Annotated in this window: 28 protein-coding genes; 15 read left to right on the forward strand and 13 right to left on the reverse strand. The window is 75.5% G+C overall.

Annotated features, from left to right (window positions below):
- The first annotated feature begins 2 nt into the window (after window positions 1–2).
- Window positions 3–1,031 (forward strand): hypothetical protein, encoded by a 1,029-nt coding sequence (locus GKE82_RS02735; RefSeq protein WP_309233353.1) that lies wholly within the window; start codon window positions 3–5, stop codon window positions 1,029–1,031.
- 7 nt (window positions 1,032–1,038) lie between these two features.
- Here the strand turns inward: GKE82_RS02735 and GKE82_RS02740 are convergent, their stop codons facing one another.
- Together GKE82_RS02740 and GKE82_RS02745 are read right to left on the reverse strand one after the other, a co-directional pair.
- Complete coding sequence (locus tag GKE82_RS02740; RefSeq protein WP_154732254.1) at window positions 1,039–2,244, reverse strand: hypothetical protein; 1,206 nt, start codon at window positions 2,242–2,244, stop codon at window positions 1,039–1,041.
- Window positions 2,241–3,473: a choice-of-anchor A family protein gene (locus tag GKE82_RS02745; RefSeq protein WP_154732255.1), complete on the reverse strand. Its 1,233-nt coding sequence runs from the start codon at window positions 3,471–3,473 to the stop codon at window positions 2,241–2,243. The genes GKE82_RS02740 and GKE82_RS02745 overlap by 4 nt, the downstream gene beginning before the upstream one ends.
- Window positions 3,474–3,595: 122 nt before the next feature.
- On the opposite strand from GKE82_RS02745, the gene GKE82_RS02750 reads away from it, so the two are divergent.
- The 5 genes from GKE82_RS02750 (at window position 3,596) to purE (ending at window position 9,006) form a co-directional block, all read left to right on the forward strand.
- A complete protein-coding gene (locus tag GKE82_RS02750; protein WP_154732256.1) occupies window positions 3,596–4,660 on the forward strand; it encodes a hypothetical protein in 1,065 nt (354 codons plus the stop codon).
- A gap of 73 nt (window positions 4,661–4,733) precedes the next feature.
- Entirely contained in the window at window positions 4,734–6,122 is a 1,389-nt protein-coding gene (locus tag GKE82_RS02755; RefSeq protein ID WP_154732257.1) for a calcium-binding protein, read from the forward strand.
- Between the two features lie 50 nt (window positions 6,123–6,172).
- The gene (locus GKE82_RS02760) at window positions 6,173–7,357 is read left to right on the forward strand and encodes an NAD(P)/FAD-dependent oxidoreductase (protein ID WP_309233354.1); all 1,185 of its coding nucleotides are present in this window, start codon (window positions 6,173–6,175) and stop codon (window positions 7,355–7,357) included.
- 21 nt (window positions 7,358–7,378) lie between these two features.
- Window positions 7,379–8,506, forward strand: a complete 1,128-nt coding sequence (locus tag GKE82_RS02765; protein ID WP_107571099.1) for a 5-(carboxyamino)imidazole ribonucleotide synthase — start codon at window positions 7,379–7,381, stop codon at window positions 8,504–8,506.
- Window positions 8,503–9,006 (forward strand): 5-(carboxyamino)imidazole ribonucleotide mutase, encoded by a 504-nt coding sequence (gene purE / locus GKE82_RS02770; protein WP_107571100.1) that lies wholly within the window; start codon window positions 8,503–8,505, stop codon window positions 9,004–9,006. Before GKE82_RS02765 ends, purE begins: the two co-directional genes overlap by 4 nt.
- A 10-nt stretch (window positions 9,007–9,016) precedes the next feature.
- Here the strand turns inward: purE and GKE82_RS02775 are convergent, their stop codons facing one another.
- Window positions 9,017–9,631, reverse strand: a complete 615-nt coding sequence (locus GKE82_RS02775) for a class I SAM-dependent methyltransferase (protein WP_154732258.1) — start codon at window positions 9,629–9,631, stop codon at window positions 9,017–9,019.
- Between the two features lie 129 nt (window positions 9,632–9,760).
- Between GKE82_RS02775 and GKE82_RS02780 the strand changes: the two genes are divergently transcribed.
- The 4 genes from GKE82_RS02780 (at window position 9,761) to GKE82_RS02795 (ending at window position 10,895) form a co-directional block, all read left to right on the forward strand.
- Window positions 9,761–9,916: a CsbD family protein gene (locus GKE82_RS02780; protein ID WP_107571102.1), complete on the forward strand. Its 156-nt coding sequence runs from the start codon at window positions 9,761–9,763 to the stop codon at window positions 9,914–9,916.
- A 73-nt stretch (window positions 9,917–9,989) separates the two neighbouring features.
- Window positions 9,990–10,136 (forward strand): hypothetical protein, encoded by a 147-nt coding sequence (locus GKE82_RS02785; RefSeq protein ID WP_154732259.1) that lies wholly within the window; start codon window positions 9,990–9,992, stop codon window positions 10,134–10,136.
- Complete coding sequence (locus GKE82_RS02790) at window positions 10,133–10,438, forward strand: hypothetical protein (RefSeq protein WP_107571103.1); 306 nt, start codon at window positions 10,133–10,135, stop codon at window positions 10,436–10,438. The genes GKE82_RS02785 and GKE82_RS02790 overlap by 4 nt, the downstream gene beginning before the upstream one ends.
- Window positions 10,439–10,499: 61 nt before the next feature.
- Complete coding sequence (locus tag GKE82_RS02795; protein ID WP_107571104.1) at window positions 10,500–10,895, forward strand: hypothetical protein; 396 nt, start codon at window positions 10,500–10,502, stop codon at window positions 10,893–10,895.
- 241 nt (window positions 10,896–11,136) lie between these two features.
- Here GKE82_RS02795 and GKE82_RS02800 read toward each other — a convergent pair whose 3' ends face one another.
- From GKE82_RS02800 to GKE82_RS02810, 3 genes are all read right to left on the reverse strand, one after another.
- On the reverse strand, window positions 11,137–13,674 hold the full coding sequence (locus GKE82_RS02800) for a DUF3516 domain-containing protein (protein ID WP_309233355.1): 2,538 nt from the start codon (window positions 13,672–13,674) through the stop codon (window positions 11,137–11,139).
- A 113-nt stretch (window positions 13,675–13,787) separates the two neighbouring features.
- Window positions 13,788–14,798, reverse strand: coding sequence for a patatin-like phospholipase family protein (locus GKE82_RS27780; RefSeq protein ID WP_154732260.1), 1,011 nt, complete (start codon window positions 14,796–14,798; stop codon window positions 13,788–13,790).
- A 72-nt stretch (window positions 14,799–14,870) separates the two neighbouring features.
- The gene (locus tag GKE82_RS02810) at window positions 14,871–15,671 is read right to left on the reverse strand and encodes a hypothetical protein (RefSeq protein WP_107571107.1); all 801 of its coding nucleotides are present in this window, start codon (window positions 15,669–15,671) and stop codon (window positions 14,871–14,873) included.
- A gap of 44 nt (window positions 15,672–15,715) precedes the next feature.
- On the opposite strand from GKE82_RS02810, the gene GKE82_RS02815 reads away from it, so the two are divergent.
- The 3 genes from GKE82_RS02815 (at window position 15,716) to GKE82_RS02825 (ending at window position 18,088) form a co-directional block, all read left to right on the forward strand.
- Window positions 15,716–16,072 (forward strand): hypothetical protein, encoded by a 357-nt coding sequence (locus tag GKE82_RS02815; RefSeq protein WP_154732261.1) that lies wholly within the window; start codon window positions 15,716–15,718, stop codon window positions 16,070–16,072.
- A gap of 187 nt (window positions 16,073–16,259) precedes the next feature.
- A complete protein-coding gene (locus GKE82_RS02820) occupies window positions 16,260–17,366 on the forward strand; it encodes a hypothetical protein (protein ID WP_154732262.1) in 1,107 nt (368 codons plus the stop codon).
- Between the two features lie 29 nt (window positions 17,367–17,395).
- On the forward strand, window positions 17,396–18,088 hold the full coding sequence (locus GKE82_RS02825; protein WP_196189035.1) for an NAD-binding protein: 693 nt from the start codon (window positions 17,396–17,398) through the stop codon (window positions 18,086–18,088).
- 34 nt (window positions 18,089–18,122) lie between these two features.
- On the opposite strand, the gene GKE82_RS02830 is transcribed toward GKE82_RS02825, so the two are convergent.
- The gene (locus tag GKE82_RS02830) at window positions 18,123–18,758 is read right to left on the reverse strand and encodes a DedA family protein (protein ID WP_107571110.1); all 636 of its coding nucleotides are present in this window, start codon (window positions 18,756–18,758) and stop codon (window positions 18,123–18,125) included.
- Between the two features lie 90 nt (window positions 18,759–18,848).
- Between GKE82_RS02830 and GKE82_RS02835 the strand changes: the two genes are divergently transcribed.
- A complete protein-coding gene (locus tag GKE82_RS02835) occupies window positions 18,849–19,187 on the forward strand; it encodes a hypothetical protein (RefSeq protein ID WP_154732264.1) in 339 nt (112 codons plus the stop codon).
- A gap of 13 nt (window positions 19,188–19,200) precedes the next feature.
- On the opposite strand, the gene GKE82_RS02840 is transcribed toward GKE82_RS02835, so the two are convergent.
- The 6 genes from GKE82_RS02840 to GKE82_RS02865 form a co-directional block, all read right to left on the reverse strand.
- The gene (locus GKE82_RS02840; RefSeq protein ID WP_154732265.1) at window positions 19,201–20,292 is read right to left on the reverse strand and encodes an SDR family oxidoreductase; all 1,092 of its coding nucleotides are present in this window, start codon (window positions 20,290–20,292) and stop codon (window positions 19,201–19,203) included.
- A gap of 79 nt (window positions 20,293–20,371) precedes the next feature.
- Window positions 20,372–21,286 carry a P1 family peptidase gene (locus GKE82_RS02845; RefSeq protein WP_309233356.1) on the reverse strand — a complete coding sequence of 305 codons (915 nt, stop codon included), beginning with the start codon at window positions 21,284–21,286 and terminating at the stop codon, window positions 20,372–20,374.
- A complete protein-coding gene (locus GKE82_RS02850; protein WP_107571114.1) occupies window positions 21,283–21,675 on the reverse strand; it encodes a barstar family protein in 393 nt (130 codons plus the stop codon). The genes GKE82_RS02845 and GKE82_RS02850 overlap by 4 nt, the downstream gene beginning before the upstream one ends.
- Window positions 21,672–21,998 (reverse strand): ribonuclease domain-containing protein, encoded by a 327-nt coding sequence (locus tag GKE82_RS02855; RefSeq protein ID WP_375337034.1) that lies wholly within the window; start codon window positions 21,996–21,998, stop codon window positions 21,672–21,674. Before GKE82_RS02855 ends, GKE82_RS02850 begins: the two co-directional genes overlap by 4 nt.
- A gap of 65 nt (window positions 21,999–22,063) precedes the next feature.
- A complete protein-coding gene (locus GKE82_RS02860; RefSeq protein ID WP_107571115.1) occupies window positions 22,064–22,696 on the reverse strand; it encodes an aminotransferase class IV in 633 nt (210 codons plus the stop codon).
- Window position 22,697: 1 nt separating this feature from the next.
- Window positions 22,698–23,084, reverse strand: coding sequence for a hypothetical protein (locus tag GKE82_RS02865; RefSeq protein ID WP_154732266.1), 387 nt, complete (start codon window positions 23,082–23,084; stop codon window positions 22,698–22,700).
- Between the two features lie 27 nt (window positions 23,085–23,111).
- Between GKE82_RS02865 and GKE82_RS02870 the strand changes: the two genes are divergently transcribed.
- Window positions 23,112–23,687, forward strand: coding sequence for a hypothetical protein (locus GKE82_RS02870; protein WP_107571117.1), 576 nt, complete (start codon window positions 23,112–23,114; stop codon window positions 23,685–23,687).
- Window positions 23,688–23,700: the final 13 nt, after the last annotated feature.

Genomic DNA, 23,700 nt, shown 5'->3' on the forward strand with positions numbered 1-23,700 from the left:
CGGTGCCCGTGCGCGTCCTGCACCTCGTCGGCTCGGCGCAGAGCCCGTTCCTGCAGGAGCTCTCGCACCTCTACGCGCGCGACGCCCTCGAGGTCCTCGACGTCCCCGGCTACGAGCACCACGTCGCCGCGGTCGCCCCGGACGGGTCGTGGCGGTTCCCCGGCGCGACGCTCGACCCCGACGCGCTCGCCGCCGCCCCGGCGCTGCCCGTCGCCCGCGCGCTCGCGCAGATCGCGGAGCTGGCGCCCGACGTCGCCGTCCCGCAGATGTTCTGCCGCAGCGGCATGACCGACCACCGCGCGCTGCTGCGCGTGCTCGGCGTGCCGGTGCTCGGCAACCCGCCGGAGGCGATGGCGCTGACCGCCGACAAGGCCCGCGCGAAGGCGGTCGTCGCCGCCGCCGGCGTGCGCGTCCCCGCCGGGGTCGCGCTGCGCGCCGGCGATCCGCTGGACGGGCTGCCGGAGCTGCCGGTGGTGGTGAAGCCCGCGGCGGCCGACAACTCGCACGGCGTCGCGCTCGTCCGTCACCGCGACGAGCTGGCCGGGGCGGTGGCCGCCGCCTTCGCGCACGACGACGAGGTGCTCGTCGAGGCGTACGTGCCGCTCGGCCGCGAGGTCCGCTGCGGCACGCTCGTCCGCGACGGCGAGCTCGTGGTCCTGCCGGTCGAGGAGTACGCGCTGGACGAGATCCGCACGGCGGACGACAAGCTCGGACGGCGGGACGACGGCGACCTGGCGCTCATGGCGAAGACCGAGGACCGGGCGTGGATCGTCGCCGCCGACGACCCGGTCCTCCCGGCGGTGCACGAGGCGGCCCGCCGCTGCCACCGGGCGCTCGGCTGCCGCCACTACGGGCTGTTCGACCTGCGGATCGACCCGGCGGGCGAGCCGTGGTTCCTGGAGGCCGGGCTGTACTGCTCGTTCGCGCGCAGCAGCGTGCTCGCCGTCATGGCCCGGGCCGCCGGGATCGACGGACCGCAGCTGTTCGCCACCGTGCTCGCGCAGGCCCGGCGGGACGGGACGGCCGCCTAGCGGCGCCTCAGCGGGCGCGCCGCACGATCCGGCTGGCCACCGTGCGGCCGCGGACGTCGCGGACGACGACCCGGACCGTGCGGTGGCGCCGGGGAACCCGCAAGCGGACCGTCACGGTCCGGGCGCGGGAGGCCCGGAACGGACGCGCGGCGAGCCGGCGCCCCGCGGTCGTGCGGACCTCGACCCGGCCGCGGCACGCGCGGCGGCAGCTGACCGCCGTCGTGACGCCGGTGGCGGTCCGCCGCGCGGAGCGCAGGCCGACCGTCGGCGGCAGCACCTGGACGGTGGCCGTGTCACCGAGGACGCTGCCGGGGCCGGCGGTGGCGGTGGTCGTGACCGTGGCGGTGTTCGTGACGGTCCGGGACGCGGGCGAGCCGTCGACGGTGCGGACCCCGAGGCACAGGAGGTGCAGCGTGCCGGAGCGCTCGACGCCACCCGGGTTGTCGAGGCGGAAGACGCGGACCTTCGGCTGCGGGTCGTTGCCCAGCGCGTGCAGCCCGTCGTCCAGCCGCCAGCCGGCCACGATGCCCTTCTCGGCGTCCCCGCAGGACACCGTCACGTCGCGGCGGGCGCCGGCCGGAACGGTGACCGGCTGCGTCACGGGCCGCAGGGACAGGGTCGCCGTCCGCCTGTCGACCGCGGTCGTCGTCGGCGACAGGCAGCGCACGGAGACCGTGACCGTCGCACCGGCGGGCGCGACGTCGAGGTGCAGGACACGCCCGGCGAGCCCGTCGGGCACCGACGCCGCGACCGTCGCGGTGCCGCTCACCACGCGCACCGACGGGGCGATCGCGATCTGCCCGGCGTCGCAGGCGACGGGCACCGTCGCGCGACCGGCGGGCAGCGTGCGCGCGACCTCGACCGGCGCCGAGACGACGAGTGCCCGGCCGCCCGTCGTGCGCTGCGGCAGGCAGACGACCAGCAGCTTGCCCTGCGCCTGCCCCGTGGTGCCGTTGCGCACCTCGACGGTGTAGCGGCCGTCGCTGCCGAGCGTCGGGCCGAGCACCGCGACGTCCGCCGCAGCGCCCGCGCCCTGGTCGGTCGCGTCGAGGCGGAAGGCGGCGTCGGAGGGGAAGCTGCCCGCGGCGCACCCGAGCGTCGCCGTGGCGGTCGACCCGCCGGCGACGGAGACGTGCTGCTCGGCCTTGGCGACGGTCAGCTCGTCCCCGGCGCCGCCGGTCGGGAGCGCGTCGGCGCGCGCGGTGACGGTCACGGCCCGCGACCCCCGGGCGCGAGCGTGCCGAGGGCGCAGCGCACCGCGTTCGCCGTCCGGGTGCAGGGTGCCGAGACGGCGGTGACCGTCAGCCCGTCGGGCACGTCGTCGGCGACGCGCACGTCCGTCGCGTCGGCGGTGCCCGTGTTGCGCACGGTGATCGTGAACGTCACGGTCTCGCCGGCGGGCACCGAGGAGCGGTCGGCGACCTTCGTCGTCGTGAGCACCGCCTGCGCCACGGGCGTCGGGGTCGGCGTCGGCGTCGGGGTCGGGGTCGGCGTCGGGGGCGGGGGTGCGAGCTCCGGGACGCACCCGGAGGCCGGGAACTCGTAGCGGTGCGTCTCGAAGTTCGAGCGGAACGACGCGGCGATGACCTGTCCGTTGTTGTGCCCGACCGCGGACGCGACGACCGCGGCGCGCGGTGCGAGGACCGTGCCGCCGAACGCCGAGCCCGTCCGCAGGTCGACCGCGGTGGCGTCGGGCAGGTTCCAGATCGTCCGCGCGACGCGGTTGGCGACCGGCGCGTCGTCGGGCTGGCGGAACGTGGCACCGTCGCGGAAGCGGGTCTCCCCCTCGATCGTCACGGACCCGGCCCCGACGACCGTGATCAGCGCGGTCGCACCGGCGGGCACGTCGACGAACGTCGCGCGGATCCCGGTCAGCTGCGCCGGGGTGACGCGGAAGAGGTTGAGCCGCGGGTCGCTGCCGCGCAGCCACAGCACGTTGCCGCCCAGCGCGGTGCCCGTCGTGACGGAGTCGACGACGTCCGCCGTCCCGGTCGCGGCGAGCGCGCCCCAGGCGTCGGATCGCGCGCGCAGGTCGGTGAAGGCGGCGGCGAAGTCGATCGGGTTCGTCGCGAGGTACGAGCCGCCACCGTTGAAGTTGACGTTCCCGGTCCGGGTGCCGATGAACGCGCTGCCGCGCTGGAGGTTGAACGAGCCGCCCGTCCCGGCGACGACGAGCGTCGGGACCGACGGGCCGCCGGTCAGCCGCGTGCCGACGGTCATCCCTCCGGCGGGCAGGTTGCCACCGTAGGCGATCGATCCCTCCGACTCCGAGCCGCGCTGGCCGTCGCCGGCGACGAACTCGGTCCAGCCCGTCGCGGCGCCCAGCGGCGTGGAGCCCGCCAGGCAGTCGGGCGCCACGGCGGAAGCGGGCGCGGACGAGAGCACGAGGGCGAGCGCGAACGCGCACGTCGTGCCCGTGAGGGCGAGAAGGAGTCGGAGCATGATCTGGACCGCGGCCGCTTGGACGGTCCGCTCGCCGCAGCGTGGCACGCGTTCGGGCGTCGGACGGCAGGACGACGGTATGAATGGCGTGAGAGGCGCCCCGTCGGGGTATGGCGCCCGCGATGCGACGCCCCCTCCCGCTCCTGCTCCTCGCCGCCCTGCTGCTGCTCGCGGCCGGTGGCACCGCCTCACCTGCCGGCGCCGCCTGTACCCAGGGCTCCAAGAGCGACGCCGCGAAGGTCCAGCTCTGGGCCGAGAAGGGCTGCGGCGGCCAGACCATCCAGGTCGGCTTCACCGGGGAGGACGACCGGCCCGACTTCCGCGCGTTCCTCGCGCGCTCCGGCGAGACGAGGAACGTCAACAACGACCCCTCCTCGCTGGGCGTCGCGGGCGGCTGGTGCGCGCGGCTGTTCGACCCGCTCAACTACGGCGACGGCGACACCGGCTCGTTCTGCGCGGTCGGCCGCACCACCTACTTCGACATCGGGGCGCTCAACGACCGCGCGTCGTCGATGCGCGTCTGTCCCGAGACCGACCGCGGCCTCTGCAACCGCGTCCCGAAGAGCAACACCACCCCGGAGCCGGAGCCGACCCCCACCCCCACGCCGGAGCCGTGCGCCGACCCGACGGTCTGCGAGGTCCCGCCGGACCCGTGCCTCGAGGACCCCACGGTCTGCGAGAGCCCGCCGTGCGCCGACCCCTCCTGCGACCCGGGGACCGACCCCGGAAGCACCGAGGAGCTCGGTCCCAACGACGGGCTGCGCTTCGACCGGCCGGGCCGCGGCTGCCGCGGCGGGTCGAGCTCCGGCGCCCGCGCGCTGCGGACCTGGCTGCGCGAGGAGAGCGGCGTCCCGATCCGCCGTATCGAGCAGATCTACCGCTGCGGCAAGCGGCCGCGCAAGGGGCAGCGCCGTGACCTGCACTCCGAGGGCCGGGCGGTCGACGCCGTCCCGACCTCCGAGGCGGGGGCGCTCGACCTGATCGAGCAGCTGCTCGCCGACGACTACTCCCTGGCCCGCCGCATGGGCGTGCAGGAGATCATCTACGACGGTCGCGTCTGGTCCTCGGCCAACCCGACGCGGCAGCTGCGCCGCTACCGCGGCCGCTCACCGCACCGGCGCAGCGTGCACATCGGCCTGAACAAGAAGGGCGCCGCGATGCGCACGTCGTTCTGGGACGGCCGCTGAGCGGCGGGCGCGTGCGCCACGTCGCCCGCGCCGCAGGTGTCGGACGACCGGGGATCGGGGTAGATCGGCCCGGATGCGCTCGATCCTCGCCGTCTCCCTCGCCGTCTGCGCCGCGCTGCTGACCGCCGTCGCCCCCGCCTCCGCCGGCACGCTCAGCCGCAGCGGCAACGTCTACACCTTCACCGCCGCGCCCGGCGAGACGAACCAGATGAGCGCCTACACGACGTTCTCCCGGGGCCAGTGGGACGTGGTGATCAACGACACCAACCCGATCACGCCCGCCGCGGGCAGCGGCTGCGCGGCCGACGCCTCCCCGTCGGGCCGCTCGATGCGCTGCCAGTTCGGCACGAACCCGAACGTCCACCCGGGCTTCGCGATCGACCTCGGCGACATGGACGACGCCGCCACGCTCACCAGCCCGGGTGACCCGGGCGCGATCGCGGGCGGCCCCGGCAACGACACGCTCGCCTCCTACGGCGGCGCCGACGTCCTCGACGGCGGGCCGGGCGACGACACCTTCTATCCCGAGAACGGGGTCGGGTCGACCGTCGTGCCCCCGACCCGCGGCGCCGACACCCTGATCCCCGGCGACGGCCGCGACGAGCTCGTCTACACGGCGACCGGCCAGCCGCTGACGCTGACCTTCGACGGCAAGCCCGGCGACACCCCCGACGGCGACAACGTCTTCGCCGGCTTCGAGCGCGTCACCGGGACCGAGTTCGACGACACGATCGTCGGCACCGACGCCGACGACTACGCCGAGGGGGCCGCGGGCAACGACGTGCTCGTCGGCGCCGGCGGCGCCGACAACCTCATCGGCGGGGCCGGGAACGACACGCTCGACGGCGGCGCCGGCCGCAACTCCCTGATCGGCGAGGGCCAGGACGATCGCATCATCGGCGGCCCCGACTCCGACTTTGTCTTCGGCGACGGACCGAACACCCCGGCCGGGCAGGAGGGCAACGACCGCCTCGAGCTGCGCGACGGGGTCGGCGAGACGGCCGACTGCGGGCCCGGCACCGACGTGCTCGTCGCCGACCAGAACGACCGCGACCAGGGCACGACCTGCGAGACGATCGACCGCGCGACCGTGCCGACGCCGCCCCCGGCGGCCACCCCGCTGCCCGGCCCCGGGACGACCCCGACCGCGACCGGCGGGATCGTCCTGCGCTCCACGACGCTGCGCCGGCCCTCGAGCCGCCGGATCCGCGTCGCGCTGCGCTGCACCGCCGTCACGACGTGCGTGGGGCGGCTGACGGTCCGCACGCGCGGCACCCGCCCGCGGACGATCGCGACCCGCACCTACCGCCTGGCCGCCGGACGCGCGTCCACGGTGACCCTGAAGGTCGGCCCCGGCGGGCGCAGCCGCCTCGGCTCCGGGCGCGCCCGCCGGGTCGCGGTGAAGCTCACGCCGCGCGGCGGCCGGTCGATCCTGCGGCGCGCCGTGGTGCGCCGCTCCTAGGCGCGCCGGGCGGGCGCGCGCCCGCCCACCCGCTCCTCGATGATGCAGGGGTGCGCGACGTCGACGTGGTGATCATCGGGGCCGGCGCGGCCGGTCTCATGTGCGCGCTGACCGCCGGCCGGCGCGGCCGCCGCGTGCTCGTGATCGAGCGGTCCAACAAGCCCGGCAAGAAGATCCTCATGTCGGGCGGCGGGCGCTGCAACTTCACGAACATGTACGCGGAGCCCGCCAACTACTTCTCCCAGGCGGAGAACCCGCACTTCTGCAAGTCCGCGCTGGCCCGCTACACGCCCTGGGACTTCGTCGCGCTCGTCGCCGAGCATGGCGTCCCCTACCATGAGAAGAAGCTCGGGCAGCTGTTCTGCGACAACCGCTCCAAGGACATCCTCGGCCTGCTGCTCGAGGAGTGCCGGCGCGCCGCGGTCGAGCTGCACGTCTCCACGTCGGTGCAGCGGATCGAGCGCCAGGAGGACGGCTACCGGCTCGACACGGACCTCGGCCCCGTGCGGGCCCCGTCGGTCGTCGTCGCGACCGGCGGCCTGTCGATCCCGACGCTCGGCTCGACCGGGTTCGGCTACGAGATCGCCGAGCAGTTCGGGCACCGCGTCCTCCCCACCCGAGCGGGCCTCGTGCCGTTCATCATCACCGACCAGCTCAAGGAGCTGTGCGTCGAGCTGACCGGCACGTCGGTCGCCGCCGTCGTGCGCTGCGGCGAGCACAGCTTCCGCGAGAACGTCCTCTTCACCCACCGCGGCCTCAGCGGGCCGGCGATCCTCCAGATCTCCTCGTTCTGGCACCTCGGGGACGCCGTCGAGATCGACCTGCTGCCCGACCGTGACGCGCTCGACTGGCTGCAGGAGCGTCAGGCCGCCCGGCCCGACGGAGAGCTGCGGACCGTCCTGGCGGAGGTCTTCACGAAGAAGATGGCCGCGCAGCTGGCCGACCGCTGGTTCGGCTCGCGCCCGATGAAGCAGCACACGCCCGCCGAGCTGCGGGAGATCGCCGGGCGGCTCGCGCACTGGGAGGTCGTCCCCGCCGGAACGGAGGGCTACCGCACCGCGGAGGTCACGCTCGGCGGCGTCGACACCGCGGAGATCTCCCCGCGCACGATGGAGTCGCGCCGCGCGCCCGGCCTCTACTTCGTCGGCGAGGTGCTCGACATCGCCGGGCACCTCGGGGGCTTCAACTTCCAGTGGGCGTGGGCCTCCGGGCACGCCGCCGCGCAGGTGGTCTAGGCCCCCCATAAGATCGGGCGGATGTCCAAGCGCTCCGCCCCGCCCACCGCCCGCGTCGGACTCGTCGGCGCCGGACAGCTGGCCCGGATGTCCCACCAGGCCGCGATCGGCCTCGGCGTGCAGGTCGTCGCGCTCGGCTCCGCCGCCGACTCCGCCGCCGGCGCCGCGGGCGCCCGGCTGATCGAGGGCTCCGGGCACGACGCGGGTGACCTGCGCGCGCTCGCCGAGGCGGTCGACGTCGTCTCCTACGAGATCGAGCACGTCGACCTCGACGCGCTCGAGGCGCTCGCGCAGGAGGGCGTCGTCGTGCGACCGCACCCGCGGGTCATGCGCCTCGCCGCCGACAAGGCGCACGCGCGCGCCGAGTTCGTGCGGCTCGGCTTCCCGGTGCCCGACCACACGCTCGTCGACGACGCGCAGCAGCTCGCCGCGGCCGGCGACACGCTCGGCTGGCCGCTCGTGCTGAAGACCCCGACGGGCGGCTACGACGGGCGCGGCGTGTGGGTCTGCGACGACCTCGCCGAGGCGACCGGCGTGCTCGAGCAGGTCGGTCGCACGATGCTCGCCGAGCGGCTCGTCGCGATCGACCGCGAGATCGCGGTCATCGTCGCCCGCCGACCGGGCGGGCAGGTCGCCACCTTCCCCGTCCTGCGCACCTACCAGGAGGACGGCATCTGCCGCGAGGTCGTCGCCGCCGCCGGCGACGCGGAGCCCGCCGCGGTCGCGCTCGCCGAGCGCCTCGCCGAGGCGGTCGGTCTCGAGGGCCTGATGGCGGTCGAGCTGTTCGACGAGGGCGGCGAGCTCCTCATCTGCGAGCTCGCGCTGCGCCCGCACAACACCGGGCACCTGTCGATCGACGGCTGCGTGACCTCCCAGTTCGAGCAGCACCTGCGCGCCGTCCTGGACTGGCCGCTCGGCGACCCGGCGCTCGTCGCGCCGGCCGCCGCGATGGTCAACGTGCTCGGCCCCGCGGACGGTGGCGACCCGGCGCGCGGCCTCCCCGACGCGCTGGCGGTCCCCGGGGCGCACGTGCACCTGTACGGGAAGGCGCCGGCCGCGGGCCGTAAGCTCGGCCACGTGAACGCCACCGGCCCCGATCCCGACACCGCCCTCGCGACGGCCCGTGCGGCCGCGGAGGCCCTGGCATGAGCGCCCCGCGCGTCGGGATCGTCATGGGCAGCGACTCCGACCTGCCGGTCATGGAGAAGGCCGCCGTCGCACTGGCGGAGCTCGGGATCCCCCACGAGGTGCGGGTCGTGTCCGCCCACCGCACGCCGCAGGCGATGATCGAGTACGGGGAGCAGGCCGAGGCGCGCGGCCTCGAGGCGATCATCGCCGGGGCCGGCGGCGCCGCGCACCTCCCGGGCATGCTGGCGGCCGTCACCGTCCTCCCGGTCATCGGGGTGCCCGTGCCGCTGCGCTACCTCGACGGCCTCGACAGCCTGCTGTCGATCGTGCAGATGCCCGGCGGGGTCCCGGTCGCGACCGTCGCGGTCGGCAACGGCCGCAACGCCGGGCTGCTCGCCGCACGGATCCTCGGCGCGACCGATCCGGCGCTGCGCGAGCGCCTGCGCGAGGTGGCGCAGGCCAGCGCGCAGGTCGCCACCGACGCGGACGCGCGCGTCCGCGAGCTGCACCCGCCGGGCTGAGCGGCCCCGCTCAGCGGGCGGCCGCCCAGACCGCCCAGAGCGGGTCGCCGTCGCCGTGGGGTGGCGTGCGCAGGTCGGCGCTCGGTGGCCCGAAGCCGTCGGTCAGCTCGAAGTAGCGGCGCACGATCGCGACGCGCTCGGACTCGCGCGCGGCGAGCCATCCCCGGATCGCCTTGGTCGGGAAGCAGCGGTTGGAGAACGTGCAGACGAACAGGCCTCCGGGTCGCAGCACCTGGGCGACCTCGGCGAAGACCTCCAGCGGCGAGGTCAGGTAGTCGACGCTCACGCAGCAGACCGCGTGGTCGAAGCTGTCGGCGTCGAACGGCAGGTCCGGCACGGCGTTGAGGTCGTGCACGACGCAGCGGGACGCGGCGCCGTTGGCGCGCAGCTCCGCCTCGTTCATCCCGAGCACGACGAGCTCCTCCGGCGGCACGTGGAAGTGCGAGACCCACGAGGACATGAGGTCCAGCACGGTCCCGCGATCGACCCCGAGCTCCTCGTACAGGTCGCCGACCGCGCGGACCGCCTCGTCGTCGATGTGGTGCACGAGCCGCTCGGGCAGGTAGAACGCCGCGTCGGGCGACGGGTCGAGCCGGTCGAAGAACCCGGGAGGAAACGCGCTCATCCCTCCAGGGTCGCGGACGCGGGGCGCGCCGACGCGCCATCGACGCCCGCCACCCCGGTTGGTTGCGCGTGCAAGCGGGTACTCCTCGATCGTCGCATCCCCCCTCATCACGACACCGAAGGAGCACCCATGACGGATCTCGCAGGCAAGGCCAAGGAGACCACCGGCAAGCTGACCGGTGACGACGATCTCAAGCGCGAGGGCCAGGTCGACCAGGCGGTCGACAAGGTCAAGGAGACCGCCGAGAAGGTCACCGACAAGGTCAAGGACGTCCTCGGCAAGTAGCCCGTCGTCCCGGGTCGGCGGCGCCCCGTCCGGCGTCGCCGCCCGCCACCTCTTCCCCCATCAGGAGGCCACCATGTACCAGCTGCTCGGACGCATCACCTGGAAGATCCTCAAGCTCGTCGCGCCGCCCCTGGCGCGCAAGCTCCAGTACCGCCTGACCGGCGAGCACCCGCCCCGCCGCTCGCTGCTGCGCCGCGTGACGGCGCGGGGTGCGCGGTGAGCCTGCTGCGGCGTCCCGCCTCGCGGGTCGCGGCCAAGCGGGTCGTCCCGTGGCTCATCGCCCTGGACGTCGGCCGCGAGGCCCACTCGCACGTCACCTCGCGCCTGTCCCCCACCGAGCGGCGTCAGCTGTTCGAGCTCGTCAAGCGCAGCGGCGGTCGCCCGAGCACGCTCTCGGCGCGCGACCGCCGGCAGCTGCAGCGGCTCGTCGACCGGCTCGACCTCAGCGGCCTGGCCAAGCACTCGGTCGGCGCCGCGATCACCGGGCGACGGCACCACGGCCGCGGCCGTCGCCGCCGCTGAGCCCCTCGTCGGCCCGGTCCGGTGACCGGGCCGGCCCCCGTCCACCGTCGCGTACCATCGGATGATCGCCAGCCTCGCCGCCCGCACCCCCGACGACCTCGAGGACGAGCTGCAGGACGCCCGCTCCTCGCTCCGCTACTGGGAGCGGCGCCTGCGTGCCACCGGCCGGGGCCCGCGCCACCGGCGCCGCCGCCGCGAGGCGCAGCAGCACGTGGTCCGCTGGACCGCGCGGGTGCACGAGCTCGAGCGCCGGCGGTTCGGCACCGGGGCGCGCGGCGCGCTCGTCCAGCTGGTCGAGGAGCAGCGGCTCCCCGCGGTCGTGCGGCACCGCGGGCGCACGGTCGCGCGCCGCACCCGCACCGTGCTCGTCGTCGGCTCGGTCGCCGTCGGCGTCACCCTGCTGGCGGTTCTCGCGGCCGTGCTCGTGACGGCGCTCCGCGTCGTCGGCGTGCTCTGACTCCACGAGCGCTCAAGGTTCGCCCGGCGGCTGCCGACACCGGCAGGGACGGCCGGAACGACCAGCCCGGCGGTCACCGACCACCGTTCCCCCTCCGAGAGGTCTCCCCGTGTCGCTCGCCCTGATCGTCGTCGTGCTGCTGACCGTCGCCCCGCTGCTGCTGCTCGTCTGCGACCTCGTCTCGCCGGTCAAGCCGACCCTCGGCGACCGCTCCGCCTAGCGCCCGGCCGTTCCGTCGCGCTCAGGTCCGGCCGAACGCGACGGTCCGGACCACCGGCTCTCCCGCGAGGTCCGAGGCGTCGAGGTCGACGCGCACGAGCAGCGAGAAGTCCCGGTTGGCGTCGGGATCCAGGAGGATCTGGCGCACCTCCCACTCCTGCGGGCCGCGCGTCACGAGCAGCAGCTCGGGCGAGCGGGCGTCCGGCCCGGTCTCGATCCACTCGTACTCCTCCCAGAGGGCGTCGAGACCCGCGGCGAAGTCGGCGCGCGTCACCGTCGGCCGGGTCGGCGGGTCGGTCAGCTGCCCGGCCGCCGCCTCCAGCGCCGCGAGCCCGTCGGCGTCATCGCGCGCGATCAGCTGCACGCGCTGGAACAGCGCGTTGCGGACCATCCGGGTGAACGCCCGCTCGTTGCCGGTGATCGGTCGCGGGGGCGGCGCCGGGGCGCCGGCCGCCGCGCGCTCGACGGCGTCCGGGTCGGTGAGCGCCTCCCACTCGTCCAGCAGGCTCGAGTCGGTCTGGCGCACGGTCTCGCCGAGCCAGTCGATCAGCTCGTCGAGCTCCGCGGTGCCGAGCTCGTCGGGGATCGTCTGGCGCAGCGCCCGGTACGCCCCGCTGAGGTAGCGCAGCACGAGCCCCTCCGAGCGGGCCAGGCCGTAGGCGGCGACGAGCTCGGTGAAGCTGCGGCCCGACTCCCACATGTCGCGGACCACGGACTTCGGGGAGAGGTCGGACTCGCGCAGCCACGGTCGCGTCTCGCGGTAGGCGCGCAGCGCGTCGCGCAGGCCCTCCCCGAGCGGCTGCGGGTAGGTGACCTCCTCCAGCAGCGCCATGCGCTCCTCGTACTCGATCCCCTCCTCCTTCATCGCGGCGATCGCCTCGCCGCGCGCCTTCCCGGCCTGCGCCTTCAGCACCGGGAACGGGTCGTCGAGGATCGCCTCGACGACCGAGACGAGGTCCAGTGAGTAGGTCTCCTCGTCGGGATCCAGCAGCGTGAACGCGTGCAGCGCGAACGACGCGAGCGGCTGGTTGAGCGCGAAGTCCTCCTGGAGATCGACGGCCAGGCGCAGCGTGCGGCCGTCCTCGTCGGGTTCGGGCAGCCACTCGAGCACGCCGGCGGCGAGCAGCTCGTCGCCGAGCGCGACGGCCTGCTCGAGCAGGCGCGCGCGACCGCGCTCGTCCTCGTGGTTGTCGGTCACGAGGACGCGCATCGCCTCGATCGGGTCGGCCGGCTGGTGGACGACGTTGAGGATCGTGGAGTGGTCGACGCGCAGCTTGGACTGCAGCGGCTCGGGTGCGGCCTCGCGCAGCCGGTCGAACGTCTCCTCGGTCCAGGAGATCTCGCCCTCCGCCGGCTTCTTCGTCTGGACCTTGCGGCGCTTCTTCGGGTCGTCCCCCGCCTTCTGCAGCGCCCGGTACCGCTCGATCACGTGGTCGGGGGCCTGCACGACCACGGTGCCCGCGGTGTCGAACCCGGCGCGGCCCGCGCGCCCGGCGATCTGGTGGTACTCGCGCGCCTTCAGCAGCCGTGACTTCGTGCCGTCGTACTTCGCGAGGCTCGTGAGGACCACGGTGCGGATCGGGACGTTGATCCCGACCCCGAGCGTGTCGGTGCCGCAGATGACCTTCAGCAGCCCCTGCTGCGCGAGCTGCTCGACGAGCCGCCGGTAGCGCGGCAGCATCCCCGCGTGGTGGACGCCGATGCCGCCCCGCACGAGCTTCGACAGCGTCCGGCCGAAGCCCGCGGTGAAGCGGAACGCGCCGAGCTCGTCGGCGATCGCGTCGCGCTCCTCGCGGCTGCAGAGCTTCGCCGACAGGAGCGCCTGGGCGCGCTCCATCGCGGCGGCCTGCGTGAAGTGCACGACGTAGATCGGGGCCTGGTCCTCGGCGACGAGGTCCTCGAGCAGCTCGTGCAGCGGCTCCAGCGACCAGCGGTGCGTCAGCGGCACGGGCCGCGGCGCGTCGGCGATCAGCGCGGTCTCGCGGCCGGTGCGGCGCGTGAGGTCGTCGGCGATGGCGCGGACGTCGCCGAGCGTCGCGGACATCAGCAGGAACTGCGCGTCGGGGAGCGTCAGCAGCGGCACCTGCCACGCCCAGCCACGCTGCCCGTCGGCGTAGAAGTGGAACTCGTCCATCACGACCTGTCCGACGTCCGCTCCCGCGCCCTCGCGCAGCGCGATGTTCGCGAGCACCTCGGCGGTGCAGCAGATCACCGGGGCGTCGGCGTTGACCGACGCGTCACCGGTGAGCATCCCGACGTTCTCGGCCCCGAAGGTGCGGCACAGCGCGAAGAACTTCTCCGACACGAGCGCCTTGATCGGGGCGGTGTAGAACGTGCGCCGGTCCTCGGCGAGGGCGGCGGCGTGTGCGGCGACCGCCACGAGCGACTTGCCCGAGCCCGTCGGTGTGGAGAGGACGACGTTCGCGCCGCTGAACAGCTCGATCGCGGCCTCGTCCTGGTGGGGGTAGAGCTCCAGGCCCTCGTCCGCCGCCCAGGCGGTGAAGGCGTCGTAGAGCGCGTCGGGGGTCGGCTCGTCGGGGAGCGCGTCGAGCAGCGTCACGCGGACGGCTCGGGGCGTGGACGGCGCGGGGTCGGGCTGGGTGGGGTCGGGCGGACCACGTCCCGCACCGTACCGACCGCCACCGGCGGGACGGGTCCGGGAGCCGGCCGCGGCTACGCCGCCAGGCGCAGATGGCGGCGCCGCCGCCGGCGCGCGGCGGGCAGCGGGACGCCGTCGAGCGTCGCGTCGAGCCGGGCGGCGACCGAGGCGTGCGCGGTCTCGAGCACGCGGCGGCTGCGGCCCCGGTCCATCGGGTTGAGGCCCATCGCGCGGAGGTCCGCGGGGGCGGGCGTCAGGAGCGCCGCGTGCATCCCCGCGGCGCGCAGCCGGTCGAGCTCGCGGCCGGTCCGCGCTGCGGTCGCCGTCCGGGCCAGGCCGTAGACGGCCGTGTCGAGCAGCGGCCCGCGCTCGCGGGCGGAGAACGGCGTCAGCACGAGGACGGTGTCGAGCGGTTCCCCGGCGAGCAGGTCCGCGTTCGTCAGCGAGCGGATCCCGCCGTCGACGTAGCGACGACCGCCGATCGTCACGGGCCGGTAGTACGACGGCACGGCGCAGGAGGCCGCGACCGCGTCGGCGACGGTGGCCGCGGGCGCCCCGTCCCGGCCGAAGGTCACGAGCCGCCCGGCGCGCACGTCCCAGGTGTGCAGCCACAGGCGCCGGTCCGCAGGCCAGCCCGAACGTGCCGCCGCGTGCGTGAGCCCGCGGATCTCGTCGCTGCTGCGCACGCCGCGGGGCAGCAGGCCGGTGAGCGCGCCGAGCCGCCCGCGCGGGCCGCCCCGCAGGAGGCTGCTGGAGGCGAGCCCGAGGGACCCCGGGAGCGGGAGCGCGAGGCCCTCCGGGCCGCGGCCCGCGGTGGCCGCGACGATCGCCTCGCGCAGCAGCCCGGGGTCCTCGGCGAAGGCGAGCAGGTCGCACGGGTCGTGTCCGGCGGCGAGCACGGTCGCGGCGACCGCGCCGGCGGACGTGCCCGCGATCAGGTCGGCGTCCGCCGGGTCGTAGCCGTGCTCCCGCAGGGCACGGAGGGCGCCGGCGAGCCAGGCGATCCCGGTGATGCCGCCCGCTCCGAGGACGAGCCCGACCCGCGGGCGGGCGGTGCGGGGACGGACGGGAGCACGCAGCGGCATGAGCTGCGGTATCCCGCGGCCCGGACGTGGTTACCGGCCGACCCCCGACCGGGGGGATCGTGGCGTCGGCGTTCAGCCGACGATCGCGCCCACGACCGACAGGAGCGCCCCGATCCCGGCCGTGACGCCGGCGGCGATCAGGCCGAGCCGGGCGCGCCCCGCGCTCTTGAGGCTCTCGCCGAGCCGCTCCTCGACGGTGCCCTCGCAGACCTGCAGCCGGTGCTCGGCGTCGGCCACGAGCGTGGTGCCCGCCATCCGTCCGGCGACGAGGACCGGCACCCCGTCGGGCAGCACGTCGATCCGGGTCTCGACGTAGTGGTCCCGGCGGTCGGCGGTCATCTGCGTGAGCCCGGCGAGGATCGTGGCCGCCAGCCCGCCCTCGCCCGAGGCGGCCCCGGCGGAGGCGGCGACCCGGTCGGCGCGCGACTGCAGCAGATCGCCCTCGACGTCGAGGTCGCGCAAGGTGATCGTGAGGTCCCGGCCGCCGTCGCGCACGACGAACGGCGCGGTGCTCTCGCGGCTGGAGATCGTGTTGGAGCGCTCCTCCCAGCGATGGTCCGGACCGCTGTCGTTGCCGCTGCGGTTCACCCGCACGCGCTCCTCCCAGTGCTCGGTGACGGTCTCGCGCCACCAGGCGGCGGGCGTGCCGAGCGTCGGGTCCTTCTGCGGCGCGCCGTCCGGACCGGCGGGCGCGACGGTCGTGCCGGTGACCGCCACGGCGATGCCGTCGCCGGCGTCGAGCGCCGTCTCGATGTCGACGGCGGCGACCGCGGTCCACCAGCCGGCCGTCTTGTCGGAGGACCGCTTCCAGAAGAAGCACACGACGGCGGCGACGACGCCGACCGCCAGAAGGGTGAGACCGATGGCGAGCACGCGCGCAGTGTCCCAGACCGTCCGGTGGGCTAGCGTTCGCGGCGATGACCGAGCTCCCGCAGTGGCCCCCGGACTGGGTGGAGGAGCACGCGCTCGCCGCCGAGCAGACGATCGCGGCCACCGACGACCTGGCGCTCGCGACCGCGCTGCGCGCCGACGATCGCGTGCTCATCTCGGTGAGCTGGCCGGGCGGACGGCGCTACCTGTACGTGGATCCGGTCGGGGCCGAGGCGCCGCGCGCGCTGCGGGCCGGCGACGAGCCGCAGGACGCCGAGCTGCGCCGTCAGCTCGACGCGATGTGGTCGCAGGCGCTCGGGCTCGCCAAGCAGTTGATCGACGGCGATCTGCAGGTCGGGCCGGACGGCCCGCAGCCCGGGAAGAAGCGCCGCTGGCGCCGCTGAGCGCTGCCGTTGGACAGAAGTCCGAGGATTCCCGCGGCCCATCGCCCTAGAATGTCGCGCCTTGTCCTCCTCATCTCGTCTCCGCCGTCAGCGGGCGGCAGCCGCCTCCACGCCCCTCCGCCGGCCGGCCAAACCCCGACCCGAGCCGAGCTTCGGCCAGCGCGCGCGGTACGCGTTCGACGCGTCGATGTCGCGCGGCCCGAGCGCCCTGATCGGCTACCTCGGGCTCGCCGTGCTGCTGATGGTCGTCGTGACCGCGGCGGTCGCGCTGATCTTCGGCGCCGGCCCGACGGACAACCCGATCACGGCGGCGTACAACGCGCTGCTGCACACGATCGACTCCGGCACGGTCGCGGGCGACACCGGCACCGGCTACATCATCCTCGGACTCTTCGTCACGGCCGGCGGCATCGTGATCTTCAGCGCGTTCATCGGCGTGCTCGCCACGACGCTCGACGAGCGGCTCGCCGAGCTGCGCAAGGGCCGCTCGAGCGTCCTCGAGAAGGACCACACGCTGATCCTGGGCTGGTCGGACACGATCTTCACGATCCTCTCGGAGCTGTCGATCGCCAACGAGAGCGAGCGCGACCCGGTCGTCGTCATCCTCGCCGAGAAGGACAAGGTCGAGATGGAGGACGCGATCCGCGAGCGCATCGAGGACATGCGCGGGACGAAGATCGTCTGCCGCACGGGCAGCCCGATCAACCTGCGCGACCTCGCGATCGTCAACCACCACGACTGCCGTTCGATCATCGTCCTGTCCCCCGAGGAGGAGGACCCGGACACGAGCGTCATCAAGACGATCCTCGCGCTCACCCGCGGCCCGGACCGCCGCGAGGAGCCGTACCGGATCGTCGCGGAGATCGAGCACCCCTCGAACATCGAGGCCGCGTACCTCGTCGGCGGCGACGAGGCGGTCATCGTCGACAAGGGCGACACGATCGCCCGGCTGATCGTGCAGGCATCGCGGCAGGCGGGCGCCGCCGCGGTCTACGTCGAGCTGCTGGACTTCGACGGCACCGAGATCTACTTCCGTGACGACCAGTCGTTCACGGGCCGCACCTACGGGGAGGCGCTGCTGGCGTACGAGGAGTGCGCCGTGATGGGGGTGCGCACGGCCGAGGGCGTCACGATCAACCCCGACGCCGCGACGGTCATCGGCGCGGGCGACGAGCTCATCGCGCTGGCGGACGACGACAGCGTGCTCGTCGCGGCGCAGGCGCCGACCGTCGCGCCGGACGAGGCGCGCGTCGTACGGGCGGAGTCCCCGCCGGAGTCCCCCGGCGGGCGCTGATCATCGGGGTCAACCGGCGGACCGCCCCGGTGCTCCGCGAGCTCAACGCGTTCTCCGCGCCGGGCTCGGAGGTCGTGCTGCTCGGCCCCGACGAGCAGCGCATGGTCCGGGCGATCGCCCGGGCGGGCACGATGACGAACCTCACGACCTCCACGATCGAGGGCGTCCCGACGGACCGCTCGACGCTCGAGGCGGTCGACGTCCCCTCCTACGACCACGTGATCGTGATGAGCGACGACGACCTCGTGCCGCAGCGCGCGGACGCCCGGACGCTCGTGACGCTGCTGCATCTGCGCGAGCTGACCGACAAGGCCGACAAGCACGTGACGATCGCGTCGGAGATGCTCGACGAGGGCAACCGCGAGCTCGCCCAGGTCACGAAGGTCGACGACGTGATCGTCAGCGAGCAGATCGTCAGCCTGATGCTCGCCCAGATCAGCGAGAACGAGCACCTCGCCGAGGTGTTCGACGTGCTGTTCAGCGCGGAGGGCTCGGAGGTGTACCTGCGGGACGCCTCCACCTACGTGACGCCCGGCGAGCCGGTGTCGTTCGCGACCCTCGTGGCCGCCGCGCGGGAGCGCGGCGAGACGGCGATCGGCTACCGCGACGCGTCCGCGGCCGAGGACGCCGCGGAGGCCTACGGCGTGCGGATCAGCCCGCCGAAGTCGGCGCTCTTCCCCTGCACGGGCCGCGACAAGCTGATCGTCCTCGCCGAGGACTGAGACGGGCCCCGCCGGGCCGCCGACGCGGTCCGGCTCAGCTCGCGCCCGCGCCGGCGGCAGCGCGCCGGGCGCGCAGCCCGCGGTACAGGAGGAACGCGGCGGTGCCGAGCACCGCGAGCGCCAGCAGCGGCTTGCTCAGCGGGCCGATCACGTCGCCGACCTCCTCCCAGCGGGAGCCGAGCGCCATGCCGATGCCGACGAGCACGCAGTTCCAGATCAGCGAGCCGAGCGTCGTCAGCGCCACGTACTTCACGCGGCCCATCCGCAGGACGCCCGCGGGCAGTGACACGAGGCTGCGCACGCCGGGGATGCAGCGGCCGACGACCACGACGATCGCGCCGCGGCGCTCGAACCACTCCTCGGCGTGCTCGAGCCGGCGCAGGTCCTGCCGGGCGACCTTCAGGAACCGCTCGGCGAACGGCCGGCCGCCGCGGGCGGCCGCCTCGTACAGGAGCATCGCGCCGACGACCGAGCCGAGCGTGCTCGCGAGCACGACCTGCACGAGACCGAACTCGTCGATCGCCACGAGGTACCCGGCGAGCGGCAGCACCGCCTCGGACGGGATCGGCGGGAACACGGTCTCGGCGAACATCAGCAGGCCGAGGCCGAGGTAGCCGAGGTCACGGAGGATCTCGGTGATGGACAGGCCGAAGACGGTGACGCCGAGCATCGGGGAGGAAGTGTGGCAGCCCGCGCGGTGGGCGGGCGTGGCGCACCGTCGCGGCCGCGACGCGCTACCGTCGACGGACCCGATGATCGTGTGTCACCGACCCGTCCCGCCCGTCCGATGAAGGGCCTGCTCGTCGTCCTCGCGCTGCTGGTCGTCAGCGGCGCCGTCGGACTGCTCGTCACCCGCGTGCTCGCCGGGCGCCAGCTCGGCACCGGCTCCCCGTACTGGACGATCGGGGAGCGGGAGTCCGGTGGGCTCGTCGTCCTCGCGCTGCTGCCGCCGGCCAGCGCCCCGGGACCGCCGCTGATCCTCGCCGAGCTCGACCCGTCGGCCGAGGACTTCGACGAGCAGCTCGACGATGCCCGGGCGCGGGCGGCCCGCGAGGCGGTCGCCCGCAACCGGCCGCTCGAGGCGCTCGAGGGCGCCTGAGGCCCGCCGCCGCTCAGGCGGCGGCGCGCAGCTCCTGCGCCTCCCAGCGCGCGACCGGCGTGCGACCCCAGCGCGCGCGCACGGCGTGGCGCATGAGCGTGTCGAACACCTCCGGCACCGGCCGCGGGGCGACGCCGATCGTGCGCCCGCGGGACAGGTCGAAGCTCCCGCGCACCCGGAAGTACGGCAGGAACGCGCCGGCGTACCGCTCGATGTCCGGGGCCTCCCCGATCGCGACGAACCGCGGCGGCTCGATCCCGAAGTGCCCGACCGCGAGGTCGACGAGGTCCTGCGCGGTCGGCGCGAGCTCGCCCGCGGCGGCGTGGAACGTGCCCGTCCGGCGCTCCTGGCAGGCCAGGCGCAGCAGGGCGTCGGCGACGACGTCGACGGTCACGACGTCGGCACGGCCTCCAGGGTCGCCGGGGATGACGGGCAGCAGGCCGCGGGAGAGCGCCTGCAGCGGCCAGTAGATGACGTTGAACGCCGGCGTCCAGCCGGTGTGCGCGTCCCCGACGACGATGCTCGGGCGCAGCACGCAGTGCGGCAGGCCGCTGGCGGCGACGACCGCCTCCGCCTCGAGCTTCGTGCGCTCGTAGGTGTTGCGCGAGGTCTGGCCGACGTCCCCCTCGTGCTCGTGCGCGACGCCGGGACGGTCACCGGCGACGTACGCGGTCGACACGTGCACGACGCGGTCGAGGTCCGGCGCGAGCGCGGCGAGCTCGAGCACCGTCCGGGTGCCGTCGACGTTGCTGCGCCGCGCGTCCGGCAGCGGCAGCGTGAACGCGACCGACGCGGCGCAGTGGACGACCGTGTCGACCCCGGCGACGAGCGCCCGGCGCTGCGCCTCGCTGCGGCCGAGGCCGGGCTGCTCGAGGTCGGCGGCGACCGCCCGCACGCGGTGGCGCAGCGCGCCCGCGTCCGGACCCAGGAGCGTGGCGAGCACCGTGTCGAGCCGCCCCTCGGCGGCCGCGTCGTCGGCCGCGCGCACGGGCGCGAGGACGGTCCGGTCGGTGCGCGTCAGCAGGCGGTGGAGCAGCTCCATGCCGAGGAAGCCGGTCGCGCCGGTGAGCAGGATCTCGCGCTCGCGCGCGCTGGCAGGCGTCATGTGCCGCCCACGGCTATCAGGGCGCGGGCGGCCGTGACAGGGCCTGCGGGCCGAGGACCCGCCGTTCGGATGAGGCCGCTCAGCGCGGTGCCGCGTCGCGGACCGCGGCGGCCGCGGCCTCGGCGGCGCTCACCTGCAGCGCGAACGGGTCGGCGACGACCGTCCCGTGGGCGAGCGCGAAGACGACGTCGCCGTCGTACGGGGTGGCGACCGGGTGCACGGCGCGCGCCACGCCCGAGGTGGCGGCGCGGGCGAGCAGCCAGGCGCCGGTGCGGTCGACGGCCGCGTCGGTCATGACGCAGACCAGGACGGTCGCCTCCCGCCCCTCCCCCGGCGGCTGGAACGCCGCCCCCTCCCGCAGCAGCTCGACGGTCCGCCGCGTGCGCCCGGCGGCGTCGCGCGCCCCGGCCAGGACGGTGCCGTCCGCGGCGACGATCTCCCCGACGGGGTTGGCCACCGCGATCGCGGTGACGAGCGCCCCGGCGCTGTCGTCGCTGGCGACGCCGATCCCGGTGCGGGTGAAGCCCTCGGGCCCGAGCAGCTTGCCGGCCGCCACGCCCGCTCCCGCTCCGACCGGGCCGCGCCCGGGGACTGCGGCGCTCGCCGCGTCGCACGCGGCGCGCCCGGCGGCGGCGTCCGGGCGGCCCGCCGGGTCCAGCGCCCCCGCATCGAACACGACCGCCGCGGGCACGAGCGGGACGCGGACGCCGCTGCGGGTCAGGTGGCCGTGGTCGCGCTCGGCCAGCCAGCGCACGACGCCGTCCGCCGCCGCGAGCCCGAAGGCACTGCCGCCGGTGAGCAGGACGCCGTGGACGTCGCGCGGCGCGCTGGAGGGCGCGAGCACGTCGGTCTCCCGGGTCCCCGGGCCGCCGCCGCGGACCTCGGCGCCCGCGGTGGCGCCGCCGGGCGCGAGCACCACGGTGCAGCCGGTGTGCCCGGCCGGGTGCGTCCAGTGGCCGACGAGGAAGCCGTCGGGCAGCCGCGTCGCGGTCACGGCCCGGTCTGCGGCGGCGGGACGACCCAGACGCCCCAGAACGGGATCCCGTCCTGCGCCTGGAACTCGGCGGCGTCCTGGAGCACGCCGGCCAGCCGCGGGTCGCGCGGCCCGTCGACGACGACGAGGTACCCGGGCGCCTCGTGCCAGGAGAGGTCGCGCAGCGCGTCGGTGAGCGCGTCGAGCGTCGAGCCGACCCAGTCGGGGAACTGCAGCGGCCCGGCGAAGCGCGCGACGAGGTCCGCGCTGCCCGGGTGGTCGTGCAGGTCGACGTCGACGATCGTGAAGCCGAGCTCGTGTGCCTGTGCGCGCAGCGTGTCGAGCCGGTCCTGCAGGACCGGGACGGGCGTGGAGGTCGCGGCGGTGGCGGGGTCGGTGAGGACGCTCATGGCAGTTGCTGGCTGGCGATCGGGGTGAAGCTGTCGTAGTGGTCGCGGCTGTAGTAGGAGACCTCCGGCGGGTCGCCGCCGGTGACGATCCGCCGGGCGCCCCGGTCCGGCGATCCCGGGGTCGGGACCGTGTACTCGCGGTAGTAGCCGCGCGGGCGCTCGGGCAGGAGTCCCTCGCGGTTGGCGAAGACGCTGCCGTCCTGGCGGTAGCGGAACGGCCCGCCGGTGCGGATCGCGCGGAGCACGGCGGTCGCCTCGGGCGGCAGGACGGCGTACTCGGTGGTCGTGGTGGTCGTGCGGCGCCCGTCGTCGCCCCCCGACACCGCGGCGACCACGATGACCGTGAGCGTGAGCACGAGGCCCAGGACGGTGCGCAGGCTCGTGCGGCTCACGCGGCGACCTCGGCGGCGCGCACACCGTTCAGGGAGCCGACGACGACGAGCTGGTCGGCGCGGCGCAGGGTCTCGAGCTCGAGCCGCTCGCGACGCGCGACCGGCAGTCGCGCCGCCGCGACGGCGTGGCGGCGGCGGTCGTCCAGCGGCGGGCCGACGAGCGTCCCGTCGCGCACGATCAGCACGGTCTCGCCGACCGGCTCGAGGACCTCGCCGTCCTCGTCCAGGAGCAGCGGCAGCGCCCCCTCCCCCGCGCGCTCGCGCAGGTCGTCGGCCAGGCGCTGGTCGGCCCAGTCGTGCGCCCCGAGACCGCCGGGCAGCACGAACGGGACGAGCCGCACCGGCGGGCCGCCCGGGACGGGCGGCCGGAACGGGCGGGAGCTCACGCGCGTGCGGCCGTCCGGGAGGACGACGACCCGCGCGCGGGCCCCGGCGGCGCCGAGGCCGAGCATGCGCGAGCGCAGCTCCGGGTCGGGCGCGGTGTCGTACAGGCTGCGGGCGCTCGCGGCGAGGTCGGCGAGGTGCGCGTCGAGCTCCTGCGCCGCGCCGGCGGCGACGAGCACGGTCGCGCCGACGCCACGGTCGGGGTCGGGCCGGCCCGGGCCGTCGGGTCGCAGCGCGTCCTGCACGTCAGCTCAGCGAGGTCGCCAGGACGGACACGAGCGCCAGCAGCGAGCTGATCAGCAGGAGGCCGGCGGCCATCGTCTGCAGCAGCCGGTCCTCGTCGCTGAGACCCAGGCCGACGAGGGCGCGCTGCGCCCGCCGGTAGACGAGGCCGCTGGCCCCGGCGACGACCGCGAAGACGAGGAACGGACCGGCCGTCCCGCCGATCAGCGCGATCCCGAGCAGCGCGACGAGCGCGACCACGGTCGCGGCCCCCAGGTAGAGCGCCAGCACGCGGCGCGGGGCGGGCAGCCGTCCGAGGCCCTTCTCACGCCCGGGCTGCGACCGGTCGGGGCGCGGCTCGCGTGGCGGACGCGGACCGGGCGGACGACGTGCGCGAGAGCGTTTTCCCATCGCCCGGGACGGTATCGCGCCGGTCGCATGACCGGCGTGCGCCTCGGGTATGCCGCGCCCATGCGCCACCGGTCCTCCTCGCTCGTCCTCGCGGCCGCCGCTCTCGCCGGCGCGGCCCTCGCCCCCACACCCGCCTCCGCGGCGTCGCGGTCGTGGTCGGACTGCGGCCGCGCCGCCACCACCGAGGCGGCGGTCCAGGCCGGTCTGCCCGCGCGCCTGGACGCGGACCGCCGGCTGACGCAGCTGCTCGACCCCAGGCGCCCGTCGACCGTCTACACCACCGCCTCGCAGGCGCTGTGCGCCGACTACGACGGGGACGGCGACGTCGACCGCCTCGCGCTGCTGCGCTGCTGCACGGTGTCCTCCCCGTCCCCGTTCGCGGTCCTGCGCAACGACGGCGGGCGCTTCGCGATCGCCTACGCGCGGCTCTCCGACCCGGTGTTCCGGCTCTCCCCGGGCCGTCGCCGCACGCTCGTCGAGCGGACGCCGGTCTACGCGGCGGGCGACCCGAACTGCTGCCCGTCGCGGCTACGGGAGCGGCGGATCTCGTGGACGGGCGAGCGGTTCCGCAGCACGACGCGGATCGTGCGGGCGCCGCGCTGACGCCCGCCCGGCC

The organism is Conexibacter sp. W3-3-2, assembly GCF_009707605.1.
Taxonomy (GTDB): domain Bacteria; phylum Actinomycetota; class Thermoleophilia; order Solirubrobacterales; family Solirubrobacteraceae; genus Paraconexibacter; species Paraconexibacter algicola.

Coding starts and splice junctions, on each gene's coding strand:
- GKE82_RS02745 (WP_154732255.1), bottom strand. CDS start 3,473: ATGCTCCGACTCCTTCTCGCCCTCACGGGCACGACGTGCGCGTTCGCG.
- GKE82_RS02750 (WP_154732256.1), top strand. CDS start 3,596: ATGCGACGCCCCCTCCCGCTCCTGCTCCTCGCCGCCCTGCTGCTGCTC.
- GKE82_RS02755 (WP_154732257.1), top strand. CDS start 4,734: ATGCGCTCGATCCTCGCCGTCTCCCTCGCCGTCTGCGCCGCGCTGCTG.
- GKE82_RS02765 (WP_107571099.1), top strand. CDS start 7,379: ATGTCCAAGCGCTCCGCCCCGCCCACCGCCCGCGTCGGACTCGTCGGC.
- purE (WP_107571100.1), top strand. CDS start 8,503: ATGAGCGCCCCGCGCGTCGGGATCGTCATGGGCAGCGACTCCGACCTG.
- GKE82_RS02775 (WP_154732258.1), bottom strand. CDS start 9,631: ATGAGCGCGTTTCCTCCCGGGTTCTTCGACCGGCTCGACCCGTCGCCC.
- GKE82_RS02780 (WP_107571102.1), top strand. CDS start 9,761: ATGACGGATCTCGCAGGCAAGGCCAAGGAGACCACCGGCAAGCTGACC.
- GKE82_RS02785 (WP_154732259.1), top strand. CDS start 9,990: ATGTACCAGCTGCTCGGACGCATCACCTGGAAGATCCTCAAGCTCGTC.
- GKE82_RS02795 (WP_107571104.1), top strand. CDS start 10,500: ATGATCGCCAGCCTCGCCGCCCGCACCCCCGACGACCTCGAGGACGAG.
- GKE82_RS27780 (WP_154732260.1), bottom strand. CDS start 14,798: ATGCCGCTGCGTGCTCCCGTCCGTCCCCGCACCGCCCGCCCGCGGGTC.
- GKE82_RS02815 (WP_154732261.1), top strand. CDS start 15,716: ATGACCGAGCTCCCGCAGTGGCCCCCGGACTGGGTGGAGGAGCACGCG.
- GKE82_RS02820 (WP_154732262.1), top strand. CDS start 16,260: ATGTCGCGCGGCCCGAGCGCCCTGATCGGCTACCTCGGGCTCGCCGTG.
- GKE82_RS02830 (WP_107571110.1), bottom strand. CDS start 18,758: ATGCTCGGCGTCACCGTCTTCGGCCTGTCCATCACCGAGATCCTCCGT.
- GKE82_RS02840 (WP_154732265.1), bottom strand. CDS start 20,292: ATGACGCCTGCCAGCGCGCGCGAGCGCGAGATCCTGCTCACCGGCGCG.
- GKE82_RS02850 (WP_107571114.1), bottom strand. CDS start 21,675: ATGAGCGTCCTCACCGACCCCGCCACCGCCGCGACCTCCACGCCCGTC.
- GKE82_RS02865 (WP_154732266.1), bottom strand. CDS start 23,084: ATGGGAAAACGCTCTCGCGCACGTCGTCCGCCCGGTCCGCGTCCGCCA.
- GKE82_RS02870 (WP_107571117.1), top strand. CDS start 23,112: ATGACCGGCGTGCGCCTCGGGTATGCCGCGCCCATGCGCCACCGGTCC.